Below are 18938 nucleotides of genomic sequence, written 5' to 3'. Positions count from 1 at the left end.
GGGCCATGGTGACAAGCTTCCGGGTGGTCTCGACCGCGCGGCTGGCGCTGACCGTGCCCGGCGAGTCCGACGTCCCGGACCTGTACGAGCTGTACGCCGATCCGCAGGTGTGGGCGGCCGATCCGCTGGCCCGGCACGGGTCCGTGGAGCAGACGCTCGGGATGGTGGTCCGGTGGCGGTCGGGGTGGGCGCACGACGGGTTGGGGATGTGGGTCGCGCGCACGCCCGGTGGTGAGCTCGTCGGCATCGGTGGGTGTTTCGTCCGGTACGACGTCGCCTGGAACCTGGGGTATCGGCTGCGGCCGGCCTTCTGGGGGCGGGGGCTGGCGCAGGAGATCGTCCGCGAGGCGGTTGCGGCCGCGGCCGAGCTGCGGCCGGACCTGCCGATGACCGCGTACCTGCTGGAGGGGAATCTGCGCTCCCAGCGCGCGACCGAGCGCGCCGGGCTGCGCCCGGTCTGGCGCGGCCCGGATGCCGGAAATCCCGACCCGCGCGCGATTCGGTTGCTGTACGCAGACCGGGATCTGACCGCGTCCGAGATCGCCGTCCTGACGGACGACTAGGCCGGTCGGGACGGCGGGAGGGAATCGGTCACGGTCGCGGACCTCGGGAAGAGTTTCTCGGTGAGGAACGCGTGGGTGTCCGGGTCGGGGTCGGCGCAGGCGTCGCTGAGGACGACGATCTCGTAGTCGCGGTCCATCGCCTCGCGGACGGTGCTGAGCACGACACCGCTGGTGCTGATGCCGGCGAGCACCAGCCTCGTGACGCCGCGGGCCCGGAGCTGGTGATCGAGGTCGGTCGTGGTGAAGGCGCCGACGCGGGTCTTGCGGACGGCGATGTCGTGGGGCTGCTGATCGAGGGTGGGGTCGATCCGGGTCGTCGGGGCGTCGACGTGGAACTCGGGGCGGCGCCCGTTGCGGGCCATGACGCTGGTCGGCGGGATCGCGTCGAAATCGTCGTCGGTGAACGCGACGCGGACCCAACCGACGTGGCCGCCGTGGCGACGGGTCTCCGCGACAGCGGAGTTGACGCGGGCCAGGAGCCCGCCAGGATCGGCGACGCGGTGCAGCAGGCCGACCTGGTAGTCCATGACGAGCAGCGCGGTGCGGTTCATCGCTTCCTCAGGGATCGGTCGAAGACGTTGACGAGGAGGTACGCGGCGCCGGTCGCGACCAGGAACACCGCGAGGTGGTGCAGGCCGACCGTGTCGGCGCGCGCTCCGTAGAAGCCGCCGAGCGCGGCCGAGGACGTGATCGCGCCGAGGTAGCCGAACGTGCGGAGCAGGCCGGCGGACGCGCCGATGTCGGCCGGGTTGGCCTGGCGGTAGACCGCGTTCTGCAGCGCGATGCTGTTGAGGCCCTGCGGGAGGCCGAAGATCAGCACGATCCCGACGACCAGCCAGATCGGGCTGTGCGGGTGCAGCGTGAGCAGCAAGGCGCAGGCCAGGACCTGCGCGGCCGACGCGACGATCAGCTTTCCGCGGAGCTCCTCCCGGCGTCCGGTGACGGCCGAGACGACGATGGCCGTCGCGAACATCGGCAGCAGGACGAGGCCCGCGTGGCCGGCGGCGAGGCCGCGACCTTCCTCGAGCCACTGCGTGAACCCGAACAGGAAGCTGTAGCCGACGATGTACGCCAGCAGGGCGCGTCCGTAGGTGAGCAGGAGCGGGACGTTGCCGCCGAGGACGCGGAGGTCGATGAACGGGTCGGGGTGGCGGAGTTCGCGGACCGCGAAACCGGTGGCGGCGGCCGCGGCGATGGCGAGGAGGTAGGCGTTGGTGGGGCGGGGGTTCATCAGGAACAGGAGCAGGGCGACGAGGGTGGTCGCGAAGAGCACGATGCCGGTGTAGTCGAGGTTGGGTCTGCCGTTGCTCCGGGTGTCTTTCGGGAAGCGTCTCTGGCCGAGGAGGAACGCGGCCGCGGCGATCGGGACGTTGATCGCGAGCGTGGTGCGCCATCCGCCGAGACCGATCAGCAGGCCGCCGAGCGGGGGCCCGATGACCGCGATGGTCTGGGTCGAGATGGCCAGGATCGTCAGGATCCCGGCCGGGCTGCCCTGGCCGGTGCGGTCGGCCTCGTCGCGGATCAGGCGCATCGCGGCGGGGTAGCCGGCGCAGGTGCCGAACCCCAGGATGACCCGGGCCGCGATCAGCACGCCGAGGTTCGGCGCGAGCGCGCCGATGACGCCGGCCAGCCCGACGAGGGCGGTCGCCGGGAGGAACAGTCGACGCGGCCCGTAGACGTCGATCAGCCGGCCGACGACGGGCTGCCCGACGGCGGTCGCGAGGTAGAGCGACGAGATGAGCCAGGCGGTTGCCCTGGGTGGTTCGCCGAGCGCTACTCCGATCGGGATGAGCGCGACCGAGATGATCGTGGAGTTGATGGGGTTGAGGACGGCGCCGGCGACGAGTGGGGCGATGAGTTTGCGGTCGAAGCCGGTGTTGGTCGGGCGGAGTCTCTCTCGGAGCGTCATTGGTCGACGACCCTTTCCAGCAGGGTGAGGGCCTGGTCGATCAGGTGGCGCTCGTCGTCGGTGAAGCGCTGGGCGATCGCATCGGTGAGCCACTCCTCGCGGTGGCTGCGGGCCCCCTGGGCGGCGGCGCGGCCTTCGTCGGTGAGGTAGATCCACTTCTGGCGGCCGTCGTCGGGGTCCGCCTCGCGGCGGATGAGGCCGAGGTCGTGCAGCGCGGCGATGGTCTTGGCCATCGACTGCGGACGGACGCGCTCGGCGCCGGCGAGTTGGCTCGCGGAGGCCGGTTCGTTGAGAGCGAGGCGCGCCAGGGCGGAGGCTTGGGGGGCGCTGAGGCCGCTGACCGCGGAGGCGTCTTGGAGTCGGCGGCGGAGCCGCCCGAAGACGATCCGGAGCCGCTGGGCGGTGGCTGCTGCCTCTTCGCGGTTTGGCACGTTAGTCAGCCTAGGCTGATTAGTTCAGGCTGTCTATCTGCGCTTGTGCGATGCGCCCAGATGTGCTGCCGCCCTACGCCGAAGCGGAGTCTGCTGCCTCGCCTGGGCGCGATTCGACCTCCGCGATCACACGCTCACGATCCAGGGCCGCGCGGGTCACTGTCTGTGGGCGCGCGGCGTCGTCCGACGTGTTGGCTACGGCGTCACCGCAACGGGAGCCGACGCACCCGGATCTCAGTCTTGGTGAATGCCACGACGGCGCCATGTTCAAGGTCTGCCGCGACTTCGTTGAGGTTCGCGATCAGAATCGCGGCCAGTTCAGATGGGCGTCGACCGATGAGCGCTCGAATAAGGATCACTGACGGGTTCCGTGGCGCGGCCATACGCGAGCAAGGCGCCAAAATCCCGATCCGCGGAGACAATCACGCGTCACTAACAGCGGCCAGGGTCATCACGTCGGCGTCGGAGGCTCCCGCCGCGTCCAGGTCGCGAGCGTGCACAGCATCATGGCCCGACTTCAGGAGAAATTCGGCGAGCTGCGACGAAAGGTTCTCGTCGATCAGAAACTTCACGCCGGCTCTCGAAGCGAGAGCACGTGCGCGTCAGTCGCAGCAGCCGCGCACTCAAGAGCCTGCCTGATGTCCTCGTGTTCGAGGTCCGGGTAGTTCGCCAGGATCTCGTCGAACGCCCAACCGGCGGCAACAAGCCGGACAACCGACTGGACCGACATCCGTAGACCCCGGATACAAGGCCGACCCTCGAGCTTGCCGGGCTCCGCAGTGATCCTGTCGAGGGCCATGAAGTGATTCTAAGCCAACCGCCGCCACGGAGACGTACTGCGCGCAACGCAGAAGGCCCTGGTCAGACCAGATCTGGTGAGGGGGCTTGATCCCCTAACCGCCCGATTACAAGTGCGGTGTGACGCGTACTTTGCCGTCCGGCGTCGACCTCTGTCATCCGGCGCGGGGCTGGCCAGAGGGGTTGCAGCGACCGAGGCTGTCCGTCGACGTCCGGAGCCGTTGCAGGGTTGGCGTGACCTCCGTGTGACAGAACGGCCGCCGGCCTAGGGACCGGTCCCGTATGTGGCGAACCTGAACGAGGCAGGTGCTGTCGGCGCAGAGCTGACCGAGCCCCCGACTGCGCTCCGCTGGCACACTACTCGTGCGCAGAGTCCGACCGATGCAATAGGGTCGAGTTCCGATCTAAACAGGATGGACACGTATGCCAGAGGAGCCGGCGCCGCGGTACTCAGAGCTGCAACTGACGCAGTTGCTTCAGAAGATCATTCCTCGGGCTTTCGATGTCGAACTAGCCTCTGAAGTCCGACTTCCAAAACCGCTCCGAATGAGGGTAGATATCGCCTTCGAGCGAGCCGGAACACTTACTCTCGTCGAGGTCCGAGGGAGCACCCCTCAGACCGACAGGCGAATCCGTGAGCTTATTTGGAGGCTGGATAAATATCGATCGGCACTCGAAGAGGATGGCGCGGCAGAGACCCCACTAACGGTCGTTCTTGCAATTCCAGGATCATTGTCGGCCACCTTCGTTCAACGACTCCGCGCATCCAACATAGTCCTTTGGGATCAAGACGAGATCACCAGGATTGCCGCCAAGGCCGGATTCCTATCCGACGCACATGAGTTCTTCAGCGCCGAGCAAACCGCCCCACGATCAGTCTCGCAGGCAGAAGAGATGCAGCGCCGGTTGGCCCGCATCAAATGTGGTCGTGACCACTGGCCCTTGTACCAGAGATTCTGCGGCGAAGTTCTTGAGTACCTGTTCACACCACCCCTAAACAAGCCTATTTCCGAAAGTGCGGATATCCCTCGCGTCAATCGTCGCGATTTCGCGATCCCGAACTATGCTACCGCCGGATTTTGGCAGTTTATGCGAGAACACTATCGGGCCGACTTTTTGGTGGTTGATGCAAAGAATTTCTGCGGCTACGTAAAGAAGGAACATATCCTGCAAATAGCAAACTATCTCTCGGTACACAAAACAGGCCTGTTCGCCTTCATTTTGACACGAAATTCGGCCGACAAGGGAGCGATGCACACCTGCCGTGAACAGTGGATGTTACACGGCAAAATGATATTGGTATTTAACGACGACGATCTAATGCAAATGCTGGAGAATCGGAAGCACGGCCAGGATCCCGCCATGGTCATCCGGCAGAAACTTGAGGACTTCCGACTTGGTGTCTGACCTCCGAGTTTCCAGTTGCAAGATCATCGTTGGGCGCGAGTGGACGTCCGACGGCTGACGACGACCTGGGTCAGGCGCGGCCGGCACCAACCACCTGTTCTGCCGACAGGCCGGTCTTCGTGCTGAGTACGTAGAGCTCGCCCGCCTCGCGACCTCAACCGCGAACGTCCTCGTGATCGGCGGCCCCGGCAGCGGCAAGACCACGGTCCTCACGAGCGTCGCCACCGGCGCCCGCCTGTCGAACGAAGGCCTCGGCCCGTACCGCTACCGGGTGTGGACCGACTCCTTGAGGAGGATGACGTCGAGTTCGCCGGCGGTCCCGGCTCCGCCTCCCGCCGTCACCCACTCCGCCATCTCTTCGGCGGGCGCCACTACGGGCTGGGGCTCGGGCGATGTGGGTATCTGGGTGAGCATCGGCCGCGACGTGTCTACGCAGAGGATCGGCTGGGCAGGGTGGACCTGGTCCGCGATGTGTCTCGCGAACAAGCCGGTACCGGAACCGACGTCGGCGACGCGGTCGGTCGCACCGATCGAGGCTGCGGAGACGATCTGGCTGGTCATCCAGTCCAGGAACACGCCGCTGTGCGTCCAGTTGTGGTCATGGCTTGCTGCCAACCGTTCGTAGTGGTCGACAGTCGCTCTCGTCGACGTCACGCACGGCACCCCGTCCGTCGCTGCTAAAAGCGATGCTAGGGGTTGGAAGCTCGCATGGGTGGGGCTTGCGTAGGGCTGCGGTCAACTCATGCCAGCAGTCTTGCGGTACGCGTCGATGCTATAGATAGTTCGCGTTCACTCCCAACCGAAGTGCTCAAGTAATCGCCGGAGGAATGTGTAGATCGTAGGGGCTTTGTGGATGCCGAATGCAGGTAGACAAGGGGACTGACCCAAGCAGAGTTGTGTGCGAATTGAAATTTATAGACGCGATAGAACCTCAACCCACCGCCATACCGTCCGTAGCGGAGAGGAATAGTAAAATGAGTCTCGACTGGGAGGTGGCGCTCTCATATGCAGGTGCGCAGCGCGAATACGTCGAACGTGTAGCGACTGAACTCGGTCGACTAGGGGTCCGGTGCTTCTTCGACCGTCATCAATTGGCTGAAATTTGGGGCGAGAATCTAAGCGATGAACTCGTCCGAATCTACGGCAGCCAGGCCGCAGTCGTAATTGTATTTGGGTCCGCCGAATACGTCCAGTCCAGCCACACAATCGCAGAGTTGACCGCAGCATCCCGAGGCGAATTTCAAGCGCCGCGCCCTCGTGTGCTCGCTGCACGTTTCGACGACACACCCGTTCCAGGAATCTCAGATGATCAAGCCTGGATCGACCTCCGAGGAATCGCTCCTGAGCAGTTTGCAGAGGAAATCTCGCGCAAATTGGATCATCTAAACTTGGGTACGATACCTGCCGACTTGGGCTGGTGGAGAACGCGTTGGATGAGCGCTTCGATCCATCTCGATACCGAAAGCCCGAGGATTATCGAGCATCGCAGCATCCTAGCGGAGTCGGACGAGATGAAGTATATGATGTTATCCGTTAGCACGCCCGTTGAGTCGAGCGATGGGATCGATATTGACACGCTCTACGGTGGTTCAGTTATCCGAAAGACGACCGAGTCTCCAACTAGAACCAGTGTCGTGTTGAAACTCACTCGCCTCATCCGAATCGGCGAAAGTCATGCGCTGGGCCTTATGTACAGCATGCCCTCTTGGCGGGGCTTCGCGCCTCAATTCCTATTCTCTCCGCTCAAGGAGTGTGATGTCTTCCGGCTCAGAGTTCAGTTCCGAACAAACCAATTACCGATCGAAATTCGCGAAATTCGGGGAGTGGCACATCGAGAGATTCGTAACAGGCTATCCGAAGCACCAGCGGTCGAAGTTGACAGATTCGGTGGCATCGCCTTGGACTTCTCGGATCTCCAGCGTGGCCTAGCGTACGGAGCCGTCTGGGGCAGTGCGGCGGAGTAAGGCCTCGAATTGCGAACCTACTCAACGGGTGCGTCGTATCAGAGGGCGCCGAGATCGGCGCGCAAGACGAAGCGGGTCAGCACGTACGCAATTCCGTGCTGGTCGACGCTGGTGTAGAGGGAATCGAGTACCGGAACTCCGGACGGGATCTGGAGATAGCGCGCTTCCTCGGCTCGGGGCATGCGGGCGGTGACCTCCTCGCGGAGGCGGGTCATCGTCTGTCCGCGCACTTCCAGCACACCGTGGATGCCGTGCAGGTGCGGGATCTCCTCCACCAGCAATCGCGTCCCCTCGGCGATCTCCCACGAGATGTACGTCGTGACCCGCTGCACTGGATCGGCATCCGCGTGCGCTACCTGGCTACCGTGGCGGTCAATCGCACGGCCATCGAAGAGGCCGAACTGAATGCCGTGATGGCCGGACAGTGGGCGCTGCATTTCGGCGCCACACCCGCCGACTTGGCCGGCGCTCGACGGCATAACCCCTGACGAAGCGACTGCCCGGTACGAGATCCCTGAGCGGTACCGCGGTGACCTCACGATCCCTCAGCGACCCGAATGGAAGACGCCCGGCGCCGAGTGACGGCCCCTGATCACCTCTGGGAGGCAGGATTCACGATCAACGGATATCGCGCTAACGACCTCGCCCGAGTCGGTCTCATCGCTCGCGAACGCTGGGTCATGTCCCTCTGGATGTCCGTCCCGGGCGTCTGCTTCCGCGGCACACCCGATCGACCATCGCGCCGACGCGCGGGCATTCGAGGCGCTCCTAGAGAAGGCCAAGGTCCGTCCGACCCGGCTCCACGACCTGCGGCACACCGCGGCGACGCTGCCTGTCGCGCACGGTGTCCCGGCCCGCATTGTCATGGAGCTGCTCGTCACTCCTAGATCGCCCTGACACTCAGCACCTACTCGCAGGTCTCCCCCACCATGCTCGGCGAGGCCGCCACCTCGACAGAGAAGGCACCATGGGGAACCGCGAAGATGCGCCGACGCCGCTTGGCTACTCGATCAGCCGACACGACCCACAGAGCCAGCAAAGCAAGAGGTCAGAAGAGAGCTGGTGAGGGGACTTGAACCCCTAACCGCCCGATTACAAGTCGGGTGCGCTACCAATTGCGCCACACCAGCAATGCCACAGATCGTAACCGCTGCCCGCCACCGACCCGCACCCTCACTGGTGCGTCTGGCCACCGATGGCGAACCTCGTCAGGTCCGACCAGTCGAACGCCCCGATCTCCAGCGGCTCCGGGGGCTCCACGTCCACCACCGCGTCCTCGAACTCCGGCCTCCACCCGCCGACCGTCGCCATCACGCCGGACTCCAGGTAACTGGCCACGTCCAGGTTGAACCAGCGGGGCGGCGTCGGCCGCCGCCCGGCACCCGGCGGCCGGGGCGCGTCCAGGCCCAGATAACTCGCTTGGGTGCGCAACACCCCGGCCGACGCCATCTCCTCCAGATCACAGACCTGCGCCCTGATCACCCGGGACCAGGCCGAGAACCCGTCCAGCGCCTCCAGATCCAGATCCTCCCTGGCCCAGTAACGCTCGTACGGCGGCGCCGGCGCCACCAACGCATCTCTCACCCAGCCCACGAGCTCCAGCGGCTCCAACGCCTTCGAGTCCGCGTAGTCGTACCCCGTCGACCACCACGCCCGCAGGAACTCCGCCAGCGGTCTGCGCGCGGCGGACCCCACTCGGGACATCGCGAGGTAAAGGTCGCTGTTCGTCCGCACCGGCTGCACCCGACCATCCAACTAGACCCGATGGTCCCTCCAACAGGGACCTCCGGTCAGTTATCGAGAAGGTACGGCCGTGGTCTGGCGGATCCGCAGCTCCGTCGGGATGGTGGCGCGCTGGGTCGGGACCTCGTCCCGGTCGTCGCGGCTGAGCAGACGCCAGGCCGCGCGGCCCTTCTCGGCGTGCGACTGGTGCACGGTCGTCAGCCCGCTGGCCCCGGCGTCGGGGATGTCGTCGAAGCCGGTCACCGACAGGTCGTCAGGAACGGAACGGCCCAGAGACTTGGCCGCCTGGATCGCCCCCAAGGCCAAGACGTCCGTCGTGCAGGCCACCGCGGTCAGCGACGGGTACGCGTCCAGCATCTCCTTGGCCGCGCCGGCCGCGGAGTCGAGCGTGTTCTCCCAGCACTCCCAGACCGGAACTTCGTCCCGGTCGAGCTGCAGGCCGTCGAACAGACCGTCCAGACGCAGGCGAACGACGTCGTACGGGGACGACCGCTGCCGCTCGGGCGTCGCCTGGCCGCCCGGACCGCGGGTCGAGCTGATCCGGCTGCAGATGATGCCGATCTGGCGGTGGCCGAGCTCGGCCAGGTGCGCGCCGGCCTTCGCCGCCGCCGCCCGGTCGTCGATGCCGACGTAGTCCGCGCCGGCGGCATTGAGCGGCTCGTCGACGATCACCGTCGGCACCGGGCGCGCCAGCGCAGCGTCCAAATGCGGGTCGTCGTTCGGGAGGGAGTAGACGATGAAGCCGTCGACGGCGGCGGCCGCCGCCAGGGCCGGGTCGGTTCCGGCGCCGGGGACGGCCGGGACCAGCAGGAGGCCGGTCTTGGCGTCCTCGCACTCGCGGGCGAGGCCCTCGAGGAACTCGACCGCGGCCGGGTCGCGGAAGGCGTACGACAACGCCTCGGTGAGCAGCAGGCCGATCGCTCCGGCCCGGCGGGTGCGCAACGAGCGCGCCAACGGGTCGGGCCCGGGGTACCCGAGCCGCTTGGCGGCTTCGAGGACGCGCTGCCGGAGCTGCGGCGACAGCTGGTCGGGACGGTTGTAGGCGTTGGAGACGGTGGTGCGGGACACGCCGAGTTCCGCCGCCAGCGACGCAAGTGTGGCGGTCCGACGGGGCGGACGCTGAGCCATGGGCGGACCCTAACCGATCCAGCGCCCTTCGTATACCCGCCGGTAACAGAGCGGCTTTGTGATGTACGTCATCGGCGCGCAGTCCGTGCCATTTTGAAACGATTCATGGTGGTGTTAATTACCCAACGATGCCGACCGGCCACCGCCAGCGATAGTTCCGGTTCAAGCAACATTCCCGACACGCGGGAGATATGTTTACCGGCACGGGAGGCGGAGCTTTGTGCACCGTCCTCACCACTCGGATCGTCCGGCACGTTCCTGCCGGTGGAAAGGACTGCACGATGGCAACTGTCACGTACCAGGGGGCGAGCCGTATCTACCCCGGCTCCACCAAGCCCGCGGTCGACAAGCTGAACCTCGAGATCCAGGACGGCGAGTTCCTCGTTCTGGTCGGTCCCTCGGGTTGCGGCAAGTCGACGTCGCTCCGGATGCTGGCCGGCCTGGAAGACGTCAACGAGGGCGCGATCCTCATCAACGACAAGGACGTCTCGAACCTCCCTCCGAAGGCCCGCGACATCGCGATGGTGTTCCAGAACTACGCGCTCTACCCGCACATGACCGTCGCGGAGAACATGGGCTTCGCGCTGAAGCTCAAGAAGACGCCGAAGTCGGAGATCGCCGACAAGGTCCGCGACGCCGCCAAGCTGCTGGACCTCGAGGAATACCTCGACCGCAAGCCGAAGGCGCTCTCCGGTGGTCAGCGTCAGCGTGTCGCGATGGGTCGCGCGATCGTCCGTGAGCCGCAGGTCTTCCTGATGGACGAGCCGCTCTCGAACCTGGATGCCAAGCTGCGTGTCCAGACCCGTTCGCAGATCGCCGCCCTGCAGAAGCGCCTCGGCATCACGACCGTCTACGTCACCCACGACCAGGTCGAGGCCATGACGATGGGCCACCGGGTCGCGGTGCTCAAGGACGGCCTGCTGCAGCAGTGCGACACCCCGCGCTCGCTGTACGACCGTCCGGGCAACGCGTTCGTCGCGGGCTTCATCGGCTCCCCGGCCATGAACCTCAAGACGGTCCCGCTGACCGACGAGGGTGCCCAGCTGGGCTCGATCGTGGTTCCGCTCACCCGCGAGCAGGTCGCGGGCGCGGGTGAGGGTGGCTCCAAGAACGTCACGATCGGCTTCCGGCCGGAAGCGATCGACCTGGTGTCCGACGGCACCGGGCTGCCGGTCGTCGTCGACCTGGTCGAAGAGCTGGGCTCGGACGCCTACGTGTACGGCCACGCCGAGATCGGTGGCGACGACACGCGGATCGTGACCCGCACCGACGGTCGCAAGATCCCGGTGATCGGCGACACCGTGCACCTGCAGCTCGACAAGGACGCGGTGCACGTGTTCCACGCCGAGAGCGGCAAGCGCCTCGACTGACGCACAGTAAAGTCGGAAAGGCCTGCACTGAGGTGCGGGCCTTTCTGCTTACCTGGGGGAACTGAGCGTTGGCCGGCAGCATCATCCGTGAATTGCTACGCATCGTGCCGATCGCCGTGGTCGTGCTCCTGATCGCCGCCGTCGGCTGGCGGCCGATCGTCCGCAAGCTCGGCACCCACCCGGTCGTCGCCGCCGGGCTCCTGCTGAGCCTGGCCGGCATCGCGATCGTCACGCTGACGCCGGCCCCGGCGCCGTTCGCCAACCCCTGGCAGGGCTGGGGCTGCATCCGGGCCGGCTGGGAGCCCGACTGGGTGCCGTGGCCGTTCACCGGCTCGATCAACGGCCGCAGCCTCAACGTCTGGATGTTCGTCCCGCTCGGGATCTTCACCGCGCTCACCGGCAAGAACGTCAAGATCCCACTCACGCTGGCCGCCTTCGGCGTCCTCATCCCGATCGGCATCGAAGCGGCCCAGCGGACGCTGCCGCTGAACCGCTTCTGCGACACCCGCGACGTCGCCGACAACGTCTACGGGCTGCTGATCGGCCTCGTGCTCGGGCTAGTCGTGCGCAGCCTGACGCCGCTGCCGCGCTACGTCCGCCAGTAGCACCGCGGCCGCGACCGACGCGTTCAGCGACTCGGTGTCGCTGGTCATCGGGATCGAGACCAGCTGATCGCAGGCCTCCCCCACCAGCCGGGACAGCCCGCGCCCCTCGGAGCCGACCACGATCACCACGGGGTCGGTGCCGACGTCCAGCGAGTCGGAATCGACGTCCCCGTCGGCGTCCAGACCCAGGACCGTGAAGCCCTGATCCTGCAGCGACCGGAGCGTCCGCGTGAGGTTCGTGACGCGAGCGACCGGCACACGGGCCGCCGCGCCGGCCGACGTCCGCCAGGCCGTGGCGGTCATCCCGGCCGCGCGCCGCTCCGGGAGGATGACCCCGGAGGCGCCGAAGGCGGCGGCCGAGCGCACGACCGCACCGAGGTTGCGCGGGTCGGTGACGCCGTCGAGAGCGACCAGCAGCGGGGTGCCGCTCGCCGAGGACAGCACGTCGGGCAGGTCGGCATACGAGTACGGCGGCACCTTCAGGCCGATGCCCTGGTGCAGGACCCCGCCGGTCATCCGGTCGAGCTCGGTGCGGCTGACCTCGAGGATCGACAGCCCGCGGTCACCCGCGGTCTGCACCGCCTCGTTGATCCGCTCGTCGACGTCGACGCCCTGGGCGATGAACAGCGCGCTGGCCGGGATCTCGGCCCGCAGCGCCTCGACCACCGGGTTGCGGCCGACCAGCAACTCGGCGCCTTCCCGGGTGCCCTGAGCGCGCCGGCCGGCCGCGGTGCGGGGACGGTCGCCGTTCTTGGGCGGGTTGGCCTTGCGCGCCGCCGCCGCCTTCCGGGCCGCGACGTGCTTGAACCGGTCGACCGCCTTGGGCGTCGGGCCCTTGCCTTCCAGCCCCTTGCGCCGCTGACCGCCCGATCCGACGACCGCGCCTTTCTTGGTGCCTGCCTTGCGGCGGTTCGGACGCGGACTATTGCCGGGCATGCTTCAACCTTGGGTTCAAAGGGTCCAGCGTGGACCCGCTGGAGTGTCTTCGACCACGATACCGGCGTCCTTGAGCTGATCCCGGATGCTGTCCGCGGCCCCGTAGTCCTTCCGCCCGCGAGCGGCCTGCCGCTGCTCGAGCGCGACCGCCACCAAGGAGTCCACGACACCCCGCAGATCGTCGGCCGAGCCGTCGGCCTGCGCCAGCGGATCGAGACCGAAGACCTCCAGACCGCCACGGACCTCGGCCAACGCCTGCGTCGCCGCAGCGTCGTTGCCGTCGGCCAGCGCCGAGTTCCCCACCCTCACTGCCTCGTGCACGGACGCGATGGCCGCGGGCGTTCCGAGGTCGTCGTCCATCGCGGCGGTGAACGCCGGGCTCAGCGCTCCGGAAACGGCCCCGACCCGCTCGGCTGCGCGCTGGACGAAGTTCTCGATGCGCCGGTAGCCCTGGGCCGCCTCGAGCAGCGACTCCTCGCTGTAGTCGATCGTCGAGCGGTAGTGCGGCGTCGCCAGGTAGTACCGGACCTCGACCGCGCGGACCAGGTTCAGCACGTGCGGCAGGTCGATCACGTTGCCGAGCGACTTGCTCATCTTCTCGGGCCCGAGGTTGAGCAGCGCGTGGTGCACCCAGTAGTTCGCGAACCCGAACCCAGCCGCCTTGGACTGCGCGATCTCGTTCTCGTGGTGCGGGAACACCAGGTCGAGGCCACCGCCGTGGATGTCGAAGGCCTCGCCGAGGTAGCGGCCGGCCATCGCCGAGCACTCCAGGTGCCAGCCCGGGCGGCCCGGGCCCCAGGGCGTCGGCCAGGACGCGGTATCGGGCTCGCCGGGCTTGCGGCCCTTCCAGAGCGCGAAGTCGCGGGCGTCGCGCTTGCAATGTTCATCGGCGCCGTCACCCTGCATGTGGTCGAGCCGCTGCCCGGACAGCGCGCCGTAAGCGGCGTAGGAGAGCGTGTCGAAGTAGACGTCGCCCTCGGACGCATAGGCGTGGCCGCGCTCGATCAGCAGCTTCATCAGCTCGATCATCTCGGGCACGTGGCCGGTGGCCCGGGGTGAGATCGTCGGCGGCAAGCAACCGAGCGCCGCGTAGGCGGCCGAGAACGCCCGCTCGTTCTCGTAGGCGAGCGCCCACCATTCGGTGTCGGTACCGGCCGATTTGTTGAGGATCTTGTCGTCGATGTCGGTGACGTTCTGGACGAACGTGACCGCGTAGCCGGACCGGGCCAGCCAGCGGCGCAGCACGTCGTAGTTGACCGCTGAGCGCAGGTGCCCGATGTGCGGCGGTGACTGCACCGTCGGCCCACACAGGTAGATCCCGACGTGTCCCGGCTTGATCGGGACGAACTCGCGGGTCGACCTGCTGGCGGTGTCGTGGAGACGGAGCGTCACGCCGCAGAATTCTACGCGGACGGCGCACCCTCATTTCGCGCTCGACTGCAACCTGTGGATGACCCGACTACCTCTTACGAGCGTGGCCGACGACTACCACGACTACGTCCGCACCGCGTTGCCCGCGCTGCGGCGCCTCGCGTACGTGCTCTGCCAGGACGGGCACCGCGCCGACGACCTCGTCCAGAGCGCGCTGGTCAAGCTGTACCTGAGCTGGGACCGGATCCGGACCAACCGGGACGCCTACGCCCGGACCGTGCTGGTCCGGGTCTTCCTGAGCGAGAGACGCGGTGGCTAGGCCCGCCGGGTGGTGCTGGTCGACCGGGTGCCGGAGGCGGCCGCGCCCCGGCCGGACGCGGAGGCCGGCGTGGCCCTGCGGGCCGCGCTGGCTGCCCTCCCCCCGAAACAACGCGCTGCGCTGGTGCTCCGCTACTACGCAGACCTCTCGGTGGACGAGACGGCAGCCGCGCTCGGCTGCCCGGTGAACACGGTCAAGAGTCACACCGCCCGGGGCCTGGCGGCGCTGCGCCGCGCCCTGCCCGAGGAGGCGATCCAGCGATGAACCCGAACCTGCTGCGTGAGGTGCTGGCCCAGGTGGCGACCGACACCCCGGCCGAGACCACCGTCGACTCCTACCGGGCGGCCGAGACCGCGGAACGGCTACGGCGGCGGCGGCAACGGCTGGTCGTCGCCGCGGCGGCGGCTCTGGTGCTGGTGGTGACCGCAACTGTGGCGCTGGCGTCGGCCGGACTGCTCGACCGTCCGGGACCACCGGCCCGGCCGGCCCCCGAACCGGCCCGGTCGGCGCCGCCGTCGTTCGATCCGGCCACGACCCGGCTGCGGATCGGCTTCCTCCCGCCGGGGTTCGACCGCTGGCGTCAGCAGCTGGAGGCGCCCGGCGTCCGCTACCAGACGACGAAGGACTCGACCTCCGGCCGGGAGATCGACGTCTACCTGGCCGCCCGGGGTGCCCCGCTGGTTCCGACGGCGCCGATGGGAGGCCCGGCCCGCCCCAGCGACCCCCGCCCCGGTGATCACGTCGCCGGGCCCACGGTCTTGGGACGTCCGTCGACCTGGTACCCGCGGGACATCGCGGCCGGCGACAACCGGGCGGGCGAGCTGCGCTTCACCTGGGCGCCCGGTGCGGTCGGCTCGGTGACCCTGTGGGACGTCGGTGACGCGATGAAGATCGCGGCCCGGATCGCCGAGACGCTCCGGCTGGACGCCGAGCAGCCGACCCTGCTCCCGTTCACGATGACCCGCCCGAAGGTCCCGCTCACCCGGCTGGAGATCGCGCACTACGACCGGCTGAGCCGGCCGGACGGCGCCTCCTCCTTCAGCTTGGTGTTCCCGGCCGAGGACGGGGTGGGGCCGGGCGCTGACGTCCTGGTCGACACGGTCACCGCCGGGTTGTCGCCCGACCGCCGGATCGGGCCCTGGACGGTCGACGTGGACCACGTCGACGGCCGGGACTTCTACAGTTTCCAGGCCCAGCCGGAGACGTTCGTCCAAGTCCAGCCCCGGCCGGAGCGGAAGACAGCGGAGAAGACCGGGTCGGCCCGGAAGCTGGCCGAGAGCATCGTCGCGAGCTTCCGGATGACCGGGAAGATGCGGTATCCGTCGACCTGGAGCTCCTGAACTGCAGCGGGGAGTCACGCTCGAGCCGGGCCGGTTCGGTAACCGAACCGGCCCGGCCGTATCGACGCAGTGACTCTGTGGCGTGGTGTGAGTCTTCGAGCGATCACCTCCTCAGGTCAGGGGCTTCGTCGGCGGTGGCAGGTGCCGACGCTCGGGCGGGCGGGTCGAACCGGCCGCGCGGCAGGCGGGGCGCCGGGAGACCGGGCGCTTGGCCGCCGGGCGGCGGTAACCCGACGGGCGGCGGGGGTGGGCACACATCGAGGCTCAGCTCCAGGCGGTCGGGTAGCCGGTGGCGTCGAGCGAGGTCACCGAGGTGCCGTCGGCCTTGGCCTTCATCACGCGCGGGCTGGTCTCGGTCTGCTCGGCCCAGGACGCGTACGCGATCGCCGCGCCGGTGGGCGCCCAGACCGTGTCCTGCTCGCTGACGTTCTTGGTGTGGGTGAGCTGCTTGAGGCCGTTGCCGTTGGACTTGATCGTCCAGAGGTCGTAGGTGTCGCCCTGCTGCTGGGCCTTGGTGGTCGTGTAGCTGAAGACGATCGTGCTGCCGTCGGGGCTCCAGGCCGGGCTGTTCTTGTCGCCGCCGGACTTGGTCAGCGCGGTCTCGCCGGAGCCGTCGGCGTTCATCGTGACGATCTCGAGCTGGTACGGCTCACCGCTGCGCTCGTCGATCTGGCCCCGGGTGACGACGAACTTCGCGCTGTCGGGGGCCCAGCTGATGCCGGTGCCGTAGTAGTAGCCGTCGGTGGAGAGCTTGCGGGAGCCGGTGCCGTCGGCGTTCATCACCCAGATCGCGCCCTGGGTCTGGAACGCGATCTTCTTGCCGTTGGGCGAGAGCTCCGGGCCGAACGCCTCGGTGTCGAGCGAGGTGAGCTGGCGGCGGTTCCGGCCGCTCGAGTCCATGCTCCAGATCTGGGCGCCGAAGCCCTTCGTGCCCTGGTCGGAGTAGACGATCTTGGCGCCGTCCTTCGAGTACGAGCCGTACTTGCGCTCGTAGGCCTCACCGGCGAGCAGTGTCTGCTTCCCGCCGGCCGAGAGCTGGTCCATGTCCGCGCCGTTGTCGACGAGCATCCGGCCGCCGGTCCGGGCGGTCCACGTGGAGCCGGCCTGGACGGCGTCGGGGAAGCCGGCGGCGCCGGCCTGAGCAGCGAGCGCCGGGCTAGCGAGCGCCGGGCTGGTCAGCGCGAGCGCCACACCGACGAGGGCGCCGCCCACGGTGGTCGTGGCCCGAAGCGCTGAGATGATCGTCCGCCGCATGTCCCTGCTCCCCCGTCGTACCGGCCCTGTCGGGCCCCCGCCCGCACCCTTCGCGCTACCTGTCGGCGCCCTCCGCACTCCCTTGCAGGTTTTCGGAGAGTAATTCGGTGGTATAGGGCAAGTCACACTAAAGCGTCAGGGGTGTCCACGTCGTCGGGGCGGCCGGTGTCGTCGCAGGGGACCGGGGTGATCAGTTCTCGGTGGGCGGCCAGGAACGCGCGGGCTCCGACGTCGCCGACGGCGGTCTCGCGCACGGCGGGCCAGTGCTCGGCCGCGATCAGCACGGGATGGCCACGCTTGCCGCCGTAGGTCGCGACGGCCACGGTCGCGCCGTCGCGGTACGCCGAGATCAGCCTGCGGACGGCGTCCGGACCGAGGTACGGGGTGTCGACCGGGACGAGCACGGCCGCACCACCCTCGGCCACCGCCAGCGCGGCGCGCACCGAGGAGCCCATGCCCTCGTCCCACCCGGGGTTGTCGACGACGGTCGCACCGGCGACGGTCAGCGGCGCCGCACCGGCCACCACCAGGATCGGGGAGCACCCGCCGTCGCGCAGCAGCGCCACCGCGCGGTCCACCAGCCGCACGCCCCGGAACGAGACCAGGGCCTTCGGCCGCCCGAAGCGACGTCCGGCCCCGGCCGCGAGCACTATCCCGACGACCCCACCGCCGACTACCCCACCGTCGACTACATCAGCCAAGGTCGACGATCGCGGCGACCGGGCCACCGCCGTCGGGGCCCTGGTGAGCCGCGGACACCGAGACGAACACCGCCGGGTCACCGGTCACCGCCGCGGTCACGCCACCGACCGTCGCCTTGATCTGCCGGTGCCAGTGGACGTCGGAGTCGTCGAGCATCGCGTTCCGGCGCCCACGCACCACGCCGTCCTGCGAGACCTCACACTTGAGGAACACGTTCACCAGGCGATCGGAGAGGTCCGACGGGTGCGGCCGCTCGGGCAGATCGAGCCCCGCCGACCGGATCGCCGACCAGATCCCGTCCGCGTCCAGCGCGTCGTTCATCACCCCGTGCCCGATCCGGTACCGGCCGCCGACCCCGCGCGCGTTGCCCACGACGACGACCTGGGCCTGATCGAGCTCGACCCCGGAAGAACACGACGCCACCGACGAGTAGAGCGACCGGTCGTTCATGACGTCGGCGTCGGTCGGCATCTCGATCTCGCCCAGCGCGACCGCGATCCCCAGCGCGGTCGTGCCGTTCGACAGGTCCATCGACTCGTGCGTGTGCTCGGTCCAGACGGTCTTGCCGCGGCTCTTCGCGTCCCGGATCGTGGAGATCGTCAGCAGCGGGGTCTTGGTCTGGACGTAGTGCACGTCGGCGGGGTCGGTGATGCCCGCGCGCTCCATCGCGACCTTCACCGCGGCCGCGACCTTCTCGATCATCGCGACCCGGCCGATGTCCTCGGGCAGCAGCACCTCGCTCATCGCGAAGCCGACCGTGAGGCGGGGCTCGTCGGTCGGCACGACGGACTCCGCCGGGATCGTGGCGAAGATCGTCGCGTGCGGGGACAACACCCCGTCGGTACCGCCCGACCACACGATCGGGATCTGCTTGACCTCGTCGGCGCTGCGGGTGCCCTTCTCGACCAGCACCTCGCGGAACGCCCGGTCGGCGATGATCCGGGTGTAGTCGTTGACGCCGCCGTTGCCCTCGGTCTTGCCGATCACCGCGATCACGCGGTCGGCGTCGAGAACCTTGTCGTCGATGAGCTGAGCGAGGCCCGACGCGTCGCTGACGTTCAGGATCGGGACCTTGCGTACTTCGATGGCCTCGGGCAC

The 18938-nt window shown here is 68.1% G+C and carries 23 protein-coding genes and 1 tRNA gene; 9 read left to right on the top strand and 15 right to left on the bottom strand.

The window, feature by feature from the left end; all coding sequences use genetic code 11:
• Positions 1-5: 5 nt before the first annotated feature.
• Complete coding sequence (locus FL583_RS20085; RefSeq protein ID WP_142706237.1) at positions 6-563, top strand: GNAT family N-acetyltransferase; 558 nt, start codon at positions 6-8, stop codon at positions 561-563.
• On the opposite strand, the gene FL583_RS20080 is transcribed toward FL583_RS20085, so the two are convergent.
• The 5 genes from FL583_RS20080 to FL583_RS20065 form a co-directional block, all read right to left on the bottom strand.
• Positions 560-1114 (bottom strand): cysteine hydrolase family protein, encoded by a 555-nt coding sequence (locus FL583_RS20080; RefSeq protein ID WP_142706236.1) that lies wholly within the window; start codon positions 1112-1114, stop codon positions 560-562. The genes FL583_RS20085 and FL583_RS20080 overlap by 4 nt on opposite strands.
• The gene (locus FL583_RS20075; RefSeq protein ID WP_142706235.1) at positions 1111-2472 is read right to left on the bottom strand and encodes an MFS transporter; all 1362 of its coding nucleotides are present in this window, start codon (positions 2470-2472) and stop codon (positions 1111-1113) included. Before FL583_RS20075 ends, FL583_RS20080 begins: the two co-directional genes overlap by 4 nt.
• Entirely contained in the window at positions 2469-2903 is a 435-nt protein-coding gene (locus FL583_RS20070) for a MarR family winged helix-turn-helix transcriptional regulator (RefSeq protein ID WP_142706234.1), read from the bottom strand. Before FL583_RS20070 ends, FL583_RS20075 begins: the two co-directional genes overlap by 4 nt.
• Before the next feature lie 422 nt (positions 2904-3325).
• Positions 3326-3475 (bottom strand): DUF5615 family PIN-like protein, encoded by a 150-nt coding sequence (locus FL583_RS40220; protein WP_170323757.1) that lies wholly within the window; start codon positions 3473-3475, stop codon positions 3326-3328.
• Positions 3472-3702, bottom strand: a complete 231-nt coding sequence (locus tag FL583_RS20065) for a DUF433 domain-containing protein (RefSeq protein ID WP_142706233.1) — start codon at positions 3700-3702, stop codon at positions 3472-3474. The genes FL583_RS40220 and FL583_RS20065 overlap by 4 nt, the downstream gene beginning before the upstream one ends.
• A 422-nt stretch (positions 3703-4124) precedes the next feature.
• On the opposite strand from FL583_RS20065, the gene FL583_RS20060 reads away from it, so the two are divergent.
• Positions 4125-5108 carry a hypothetical protein gene (locus tag FL583_RS20060; protein WP_142706232.1) on the top strand — a complete coding sequence of 328 codons (984 nt, stop codon included), beginning with the start codon at positions 4125-4127 and terminating at the stop codon, positions 5106-5108.
• Between the two features lie 264 nt (positions 5109-5372).
• On the opposite strand, the gene FL583_RS20055 is transcribed toward FL583_RS20060, so the two are convergent.
• Positions 5373-5762, bottom strand: a complete 390-nt coding sequence (locus FL583_RS20055; protein WP_142706231.1) for a class I SAM-dependent methyltransferase — start codon at positions 5760-5762, stop codon at positions 5373-5375.
• Positions 5763-6082: 320 nt separating this feature from the next.
• Between FL583_RS20055 and FL583_RS20050 the strand changes: the two genes are divergently transcribed.
• Complete coding sequence (locus tag FL583_RS20050) at positions 6083-7072, top strand: toll/interleukin-1 receptor domain-containing protein (protein ID WP_170323756.1); 990 nt, start codon at positions 6083-6085, stop codon at positions 7070-7072.
• A gap of 38 nt (positions 7073-7110) precedes the next feature.
• Here FL583_RS20050 and FL583_RS20045 read toward each other — a convergent pair whose 3' ends face one another.
• Positions 7111-7404 (bottom strand): UTRA domain-containing protein, encoded by a 294-nt coding sequence (locus FL583_RS20045; RefSeq protein WP_170323755.1) that lies wholly within the window; start codon positions 7402-7404, stop codon positions 7111-7113.
• Positions 7405-7419: 15 nt separating this feature from the next.
• Here FL583_RS20045 and FL583_RS40215 point away from each other — a divergent pair, with 15 nt between their 5' ends.
• The gene (locus tag FL583_RS40215; protein ID WP_170323754.1) at positions 7420-7560 is read left to right on the top strand and encodes a hypothetical protein; all 141 of its coding nucleotides are present in this window, start codon (positions 7420-7422) and stop codon (positions 7558-7560) included.
• A 569-nt stretch (positions 7561-8129) separates the two neighbouring features.
• Here FL583_RS40215 and FL583_RS20035 read toward each other — a convergent pair.
• The 3 genes from FL583_RS20035 to FL583_RS20025 form a co-directional block, all read right to left on the bottom strand.
• Positions 8130-8202: transfer RNA gene (locus FL583_RS20035), tRNA-Thr, on the bottom strand.
• A gap of 43 nt (positions 8203-8245) precedes the next feature.
• A complete protein-coding gene (locus FL583_RS20030) occupies positions 8246-8815 on the bottom strand; it encodes a hypothetical protein (protein WP_205752295.1) in 570 nt (189 codons plus the stop codon).
• 51 nt (positions 8816-8866) lie between these two features.
• Positions 8867-9943 (bottom strand): LacI family DNA-binding transcriptional regulator, encoded by a 1077-nt coding sequence (locus FL583_RS20025; protein WP_142706227.1) that lies wholly within the window; start codon positions 9941-9943, stop codon positions 8867-8869.
• 281 nt (positions 9944-10224) lie between these two features.
• On the opposite strand from FL583_RS20025, the gene FL583_RS20020 reads away from it, so the two are divergent.
• A complete protein-coding gene (locus tag FL583_RS20020; RefSeq protein WP_142706226.1) occupies positions 10225-11313 on the top strand; it encodes an ABC transporter ATP-binding protein in 1089 nt (362 codons plus the stop codon).
• 68 nt (positions 11314-11381) lie between these two features.
• Entirely contained in the window at positions 11382-11918 is a 537-nt protein-coding gene (locus FL583_RS20015; RefSeq protein WP_142706225.1) for a VanZ family protein, read from the top strand.
• Here the strand turns inward: FL583_RS20015 and rlmB are convergent.
• Positions 11871-12854, bottom strand: coding sequence for a 23S rRNA (guanosine(2251)-2'-O)-methyltransferase RlmB (gene rlmB / locus FL583_RS20010; RefSeq protein WP_142706224.1), 984 nt, complete (start codon positions 12852-12854; stop codon positions 11871-11873). The genes FL583_RS20015 and rlmB overlap by 48 nt on opposite strands.
• Positions 12855-12869: 15 nt before the next feature.
• Positions 12870-14246: a cysteine--tRNA ligase gene (cysS, locus tag FL583_RS20005; RefSeq protein WP_142706223.1), complete on the bottom strand. Its 1377-nt coding sequence runs from the start codon at positions 14244-14246 to the stop codon at positions 12870-12872.
• A gap of 82 nt (positions 14247-14328) precedes the next feature.
• On the opposite strand from cysS, the gene FL583_RS41780 reads away from it, so the two are divergent.
• The 3 genes from FL583_RS41780 to FL583_RS19995 are packed head-to-tail and all read left to right on the top strand — an operon-like array spanning position 14329 to position 15884.
• A complete protein-coding gene (locus tag FL583_RS41780) occupies positions 14329-14544 on the top strand; it encodes a sigma factor (RefSeq protein ID WP_240746748.1) in 216 nt (71 codons plus the stop codon).
• A 9-nt stretch (positions 14545-14553) separates the two neighbouring features.
• Positions 14554-14808, top strand: coding sequence for a sigma-70 family RNA polymerase sigma factor (locus FL583_RS41775; protein WP_240746747.1), 255 nt, complete (start codon positions 14554-14556; stop codon positions 14806-14808).
• Complete coding sequence (locus FL583_RS19995) at positions 14805-15884, top strand: hypothetical protein (protein WP_142706222.1); 1080 nt, start codon at positions 14805-14807, stop codon at positions 15882-15884. Before FL583_RS41775 ends, FL583_RS19995 begins: the two co-directional genes overlap by 4 nt.
• A 264-nt stretch (positions 15885-16148) precedes the next feature.
• On the opposite strand, the gene FL583_RS19990 is transcribed toward FL583_RS19995, so the two are convergent.
• The 3 genes from FL583_RS19990 to bar form a co-directional block, all read right to left on the bottom strand.
• The gene (locus tag FL583_RS19990) at positions 16149-17138 is read right to left on the bottom strand and encodes a TolB family protein (RefSeq protein WP_142706221.1); all 990 of its coding nucleotides are present in this window, start codon (positions 17136-17138) and stop codon (positions 16149-16151) included.
• A 122-nt stretch (positions 17139-17260) separates the two neighbouring features.
• Positions 17261-17839, bottom strand: coding sequence for a nucleotidyltransferase family protein (locus tag FL583_RS19985; RefSeq protein ID WP_142706220.1), 579 nt, complete (start codon positions 17837-17839; stop codon positions 17261-17263).
• Positions 17832-18938 (bottom strand): barbiturase, encoded by a 1107-nt coding sequence (gene bar / locus FL583_RS19980; protein WP_142706219.1) that lies wholly within the window; start codon positions 18936-18938, stop codon positions 17832-17834. Before bar ends, FL583_RS19985 begins: the two co-directional genes overlap by 8 nt.

Source organism: Cryptosporangium phraense, from assembly GCF_006912135.1.
In the GTDB taxonomy this organism is placed as follows: Bacteria; Actinomycetota; Actinomycetes; order Mycobacteriales; family Cryptosporangiaceae; genus Cryptosporangium; species Cryptosporangium phraense.
Note: the sequence above shows the minus strand (reverse complement) of the source record. Positions and strands in the feature narration are given on the sequence as shown.

Bases quoted from the DNA above. Each gene is read 5' to 3' on its own strand.
- FL583_RS20085 (WP_142706237.1), top strand. From the start codon at position 6: ATGGTGACAAGCTTCCGGGTGGTCTCGACCGCGCGGCTGGCGCTGACC.
- FL583_RS20080 (WP_142706236.1), bottom strand. From the start codon at position 1,114: ATGAACCGCACCGCGCTGCTCGTCATGGACTACCAGGTCGGCCTGCTG.
- FL583_RS20075 (WP_142706235.1), bottom strand. From the start codon at position 2,472: ATGACGCTCCGAGAGAGACTCCGCCCGACCAACACCGGCTTCGACCGC.
- FL583_RS20065 (WP_142706233.1), bottom strand. From the start codon at position 3,702: ATGGCCCTCGACAGGATCACTGCGGAGCCCGGCAAGCTCGAGGGTCGG.
- FL583_RS20060 (WP_142706232.1), top strand. From the start codon at position 4,125: ATGCCAGAGGAGCCGGCGCCGCGGTACTCAGAGCTGCAACTGACGCAG.
- FL583_RS20050 (WP_170323756.1), top strand. From the start codon at position 6,083: ATGAGTCTCGACTGGGAGGTGGCGCTCTCATATGCAGGTGCGCAGCGC.
- FL583_RS20025 (WP_142706227.1), bottom strand. From the start codon at position 9,943: ATGGCTCAGCGTCCGCCCCGTCGGACCGCCACACTTGCGTCGCTGGCG.
- FL583_RS20020 (WP_142706226.1), top strand. From the start codon at position 10,225: ATGGCAACTGTCACGTACCAGGGGGCGAGCCGTATCTACCCCGGCTCC.
- rlmB (WP_142706224.1), bottom strand. From the start codon at position 12,854: ATGCCCGGCAATAGTCCGCGTCCGAACCGCCGCAAGGCAGGCACCAAG.
- FL583_RS19995 (WP_142706222.1), top strand. From the start codon at position 14,805: ATGAACCCGAACCTGCTGCGTGAGGTGCTGGCCCAGGTGGCGACCGAC.
- FL583_RS19990 (WP_142706221.1), bottom strand. From the start codon at position 17,138: ATGCGGCGGACGATCATCTCAGCGCTTCGGGCCACGACCACCGTGGGC.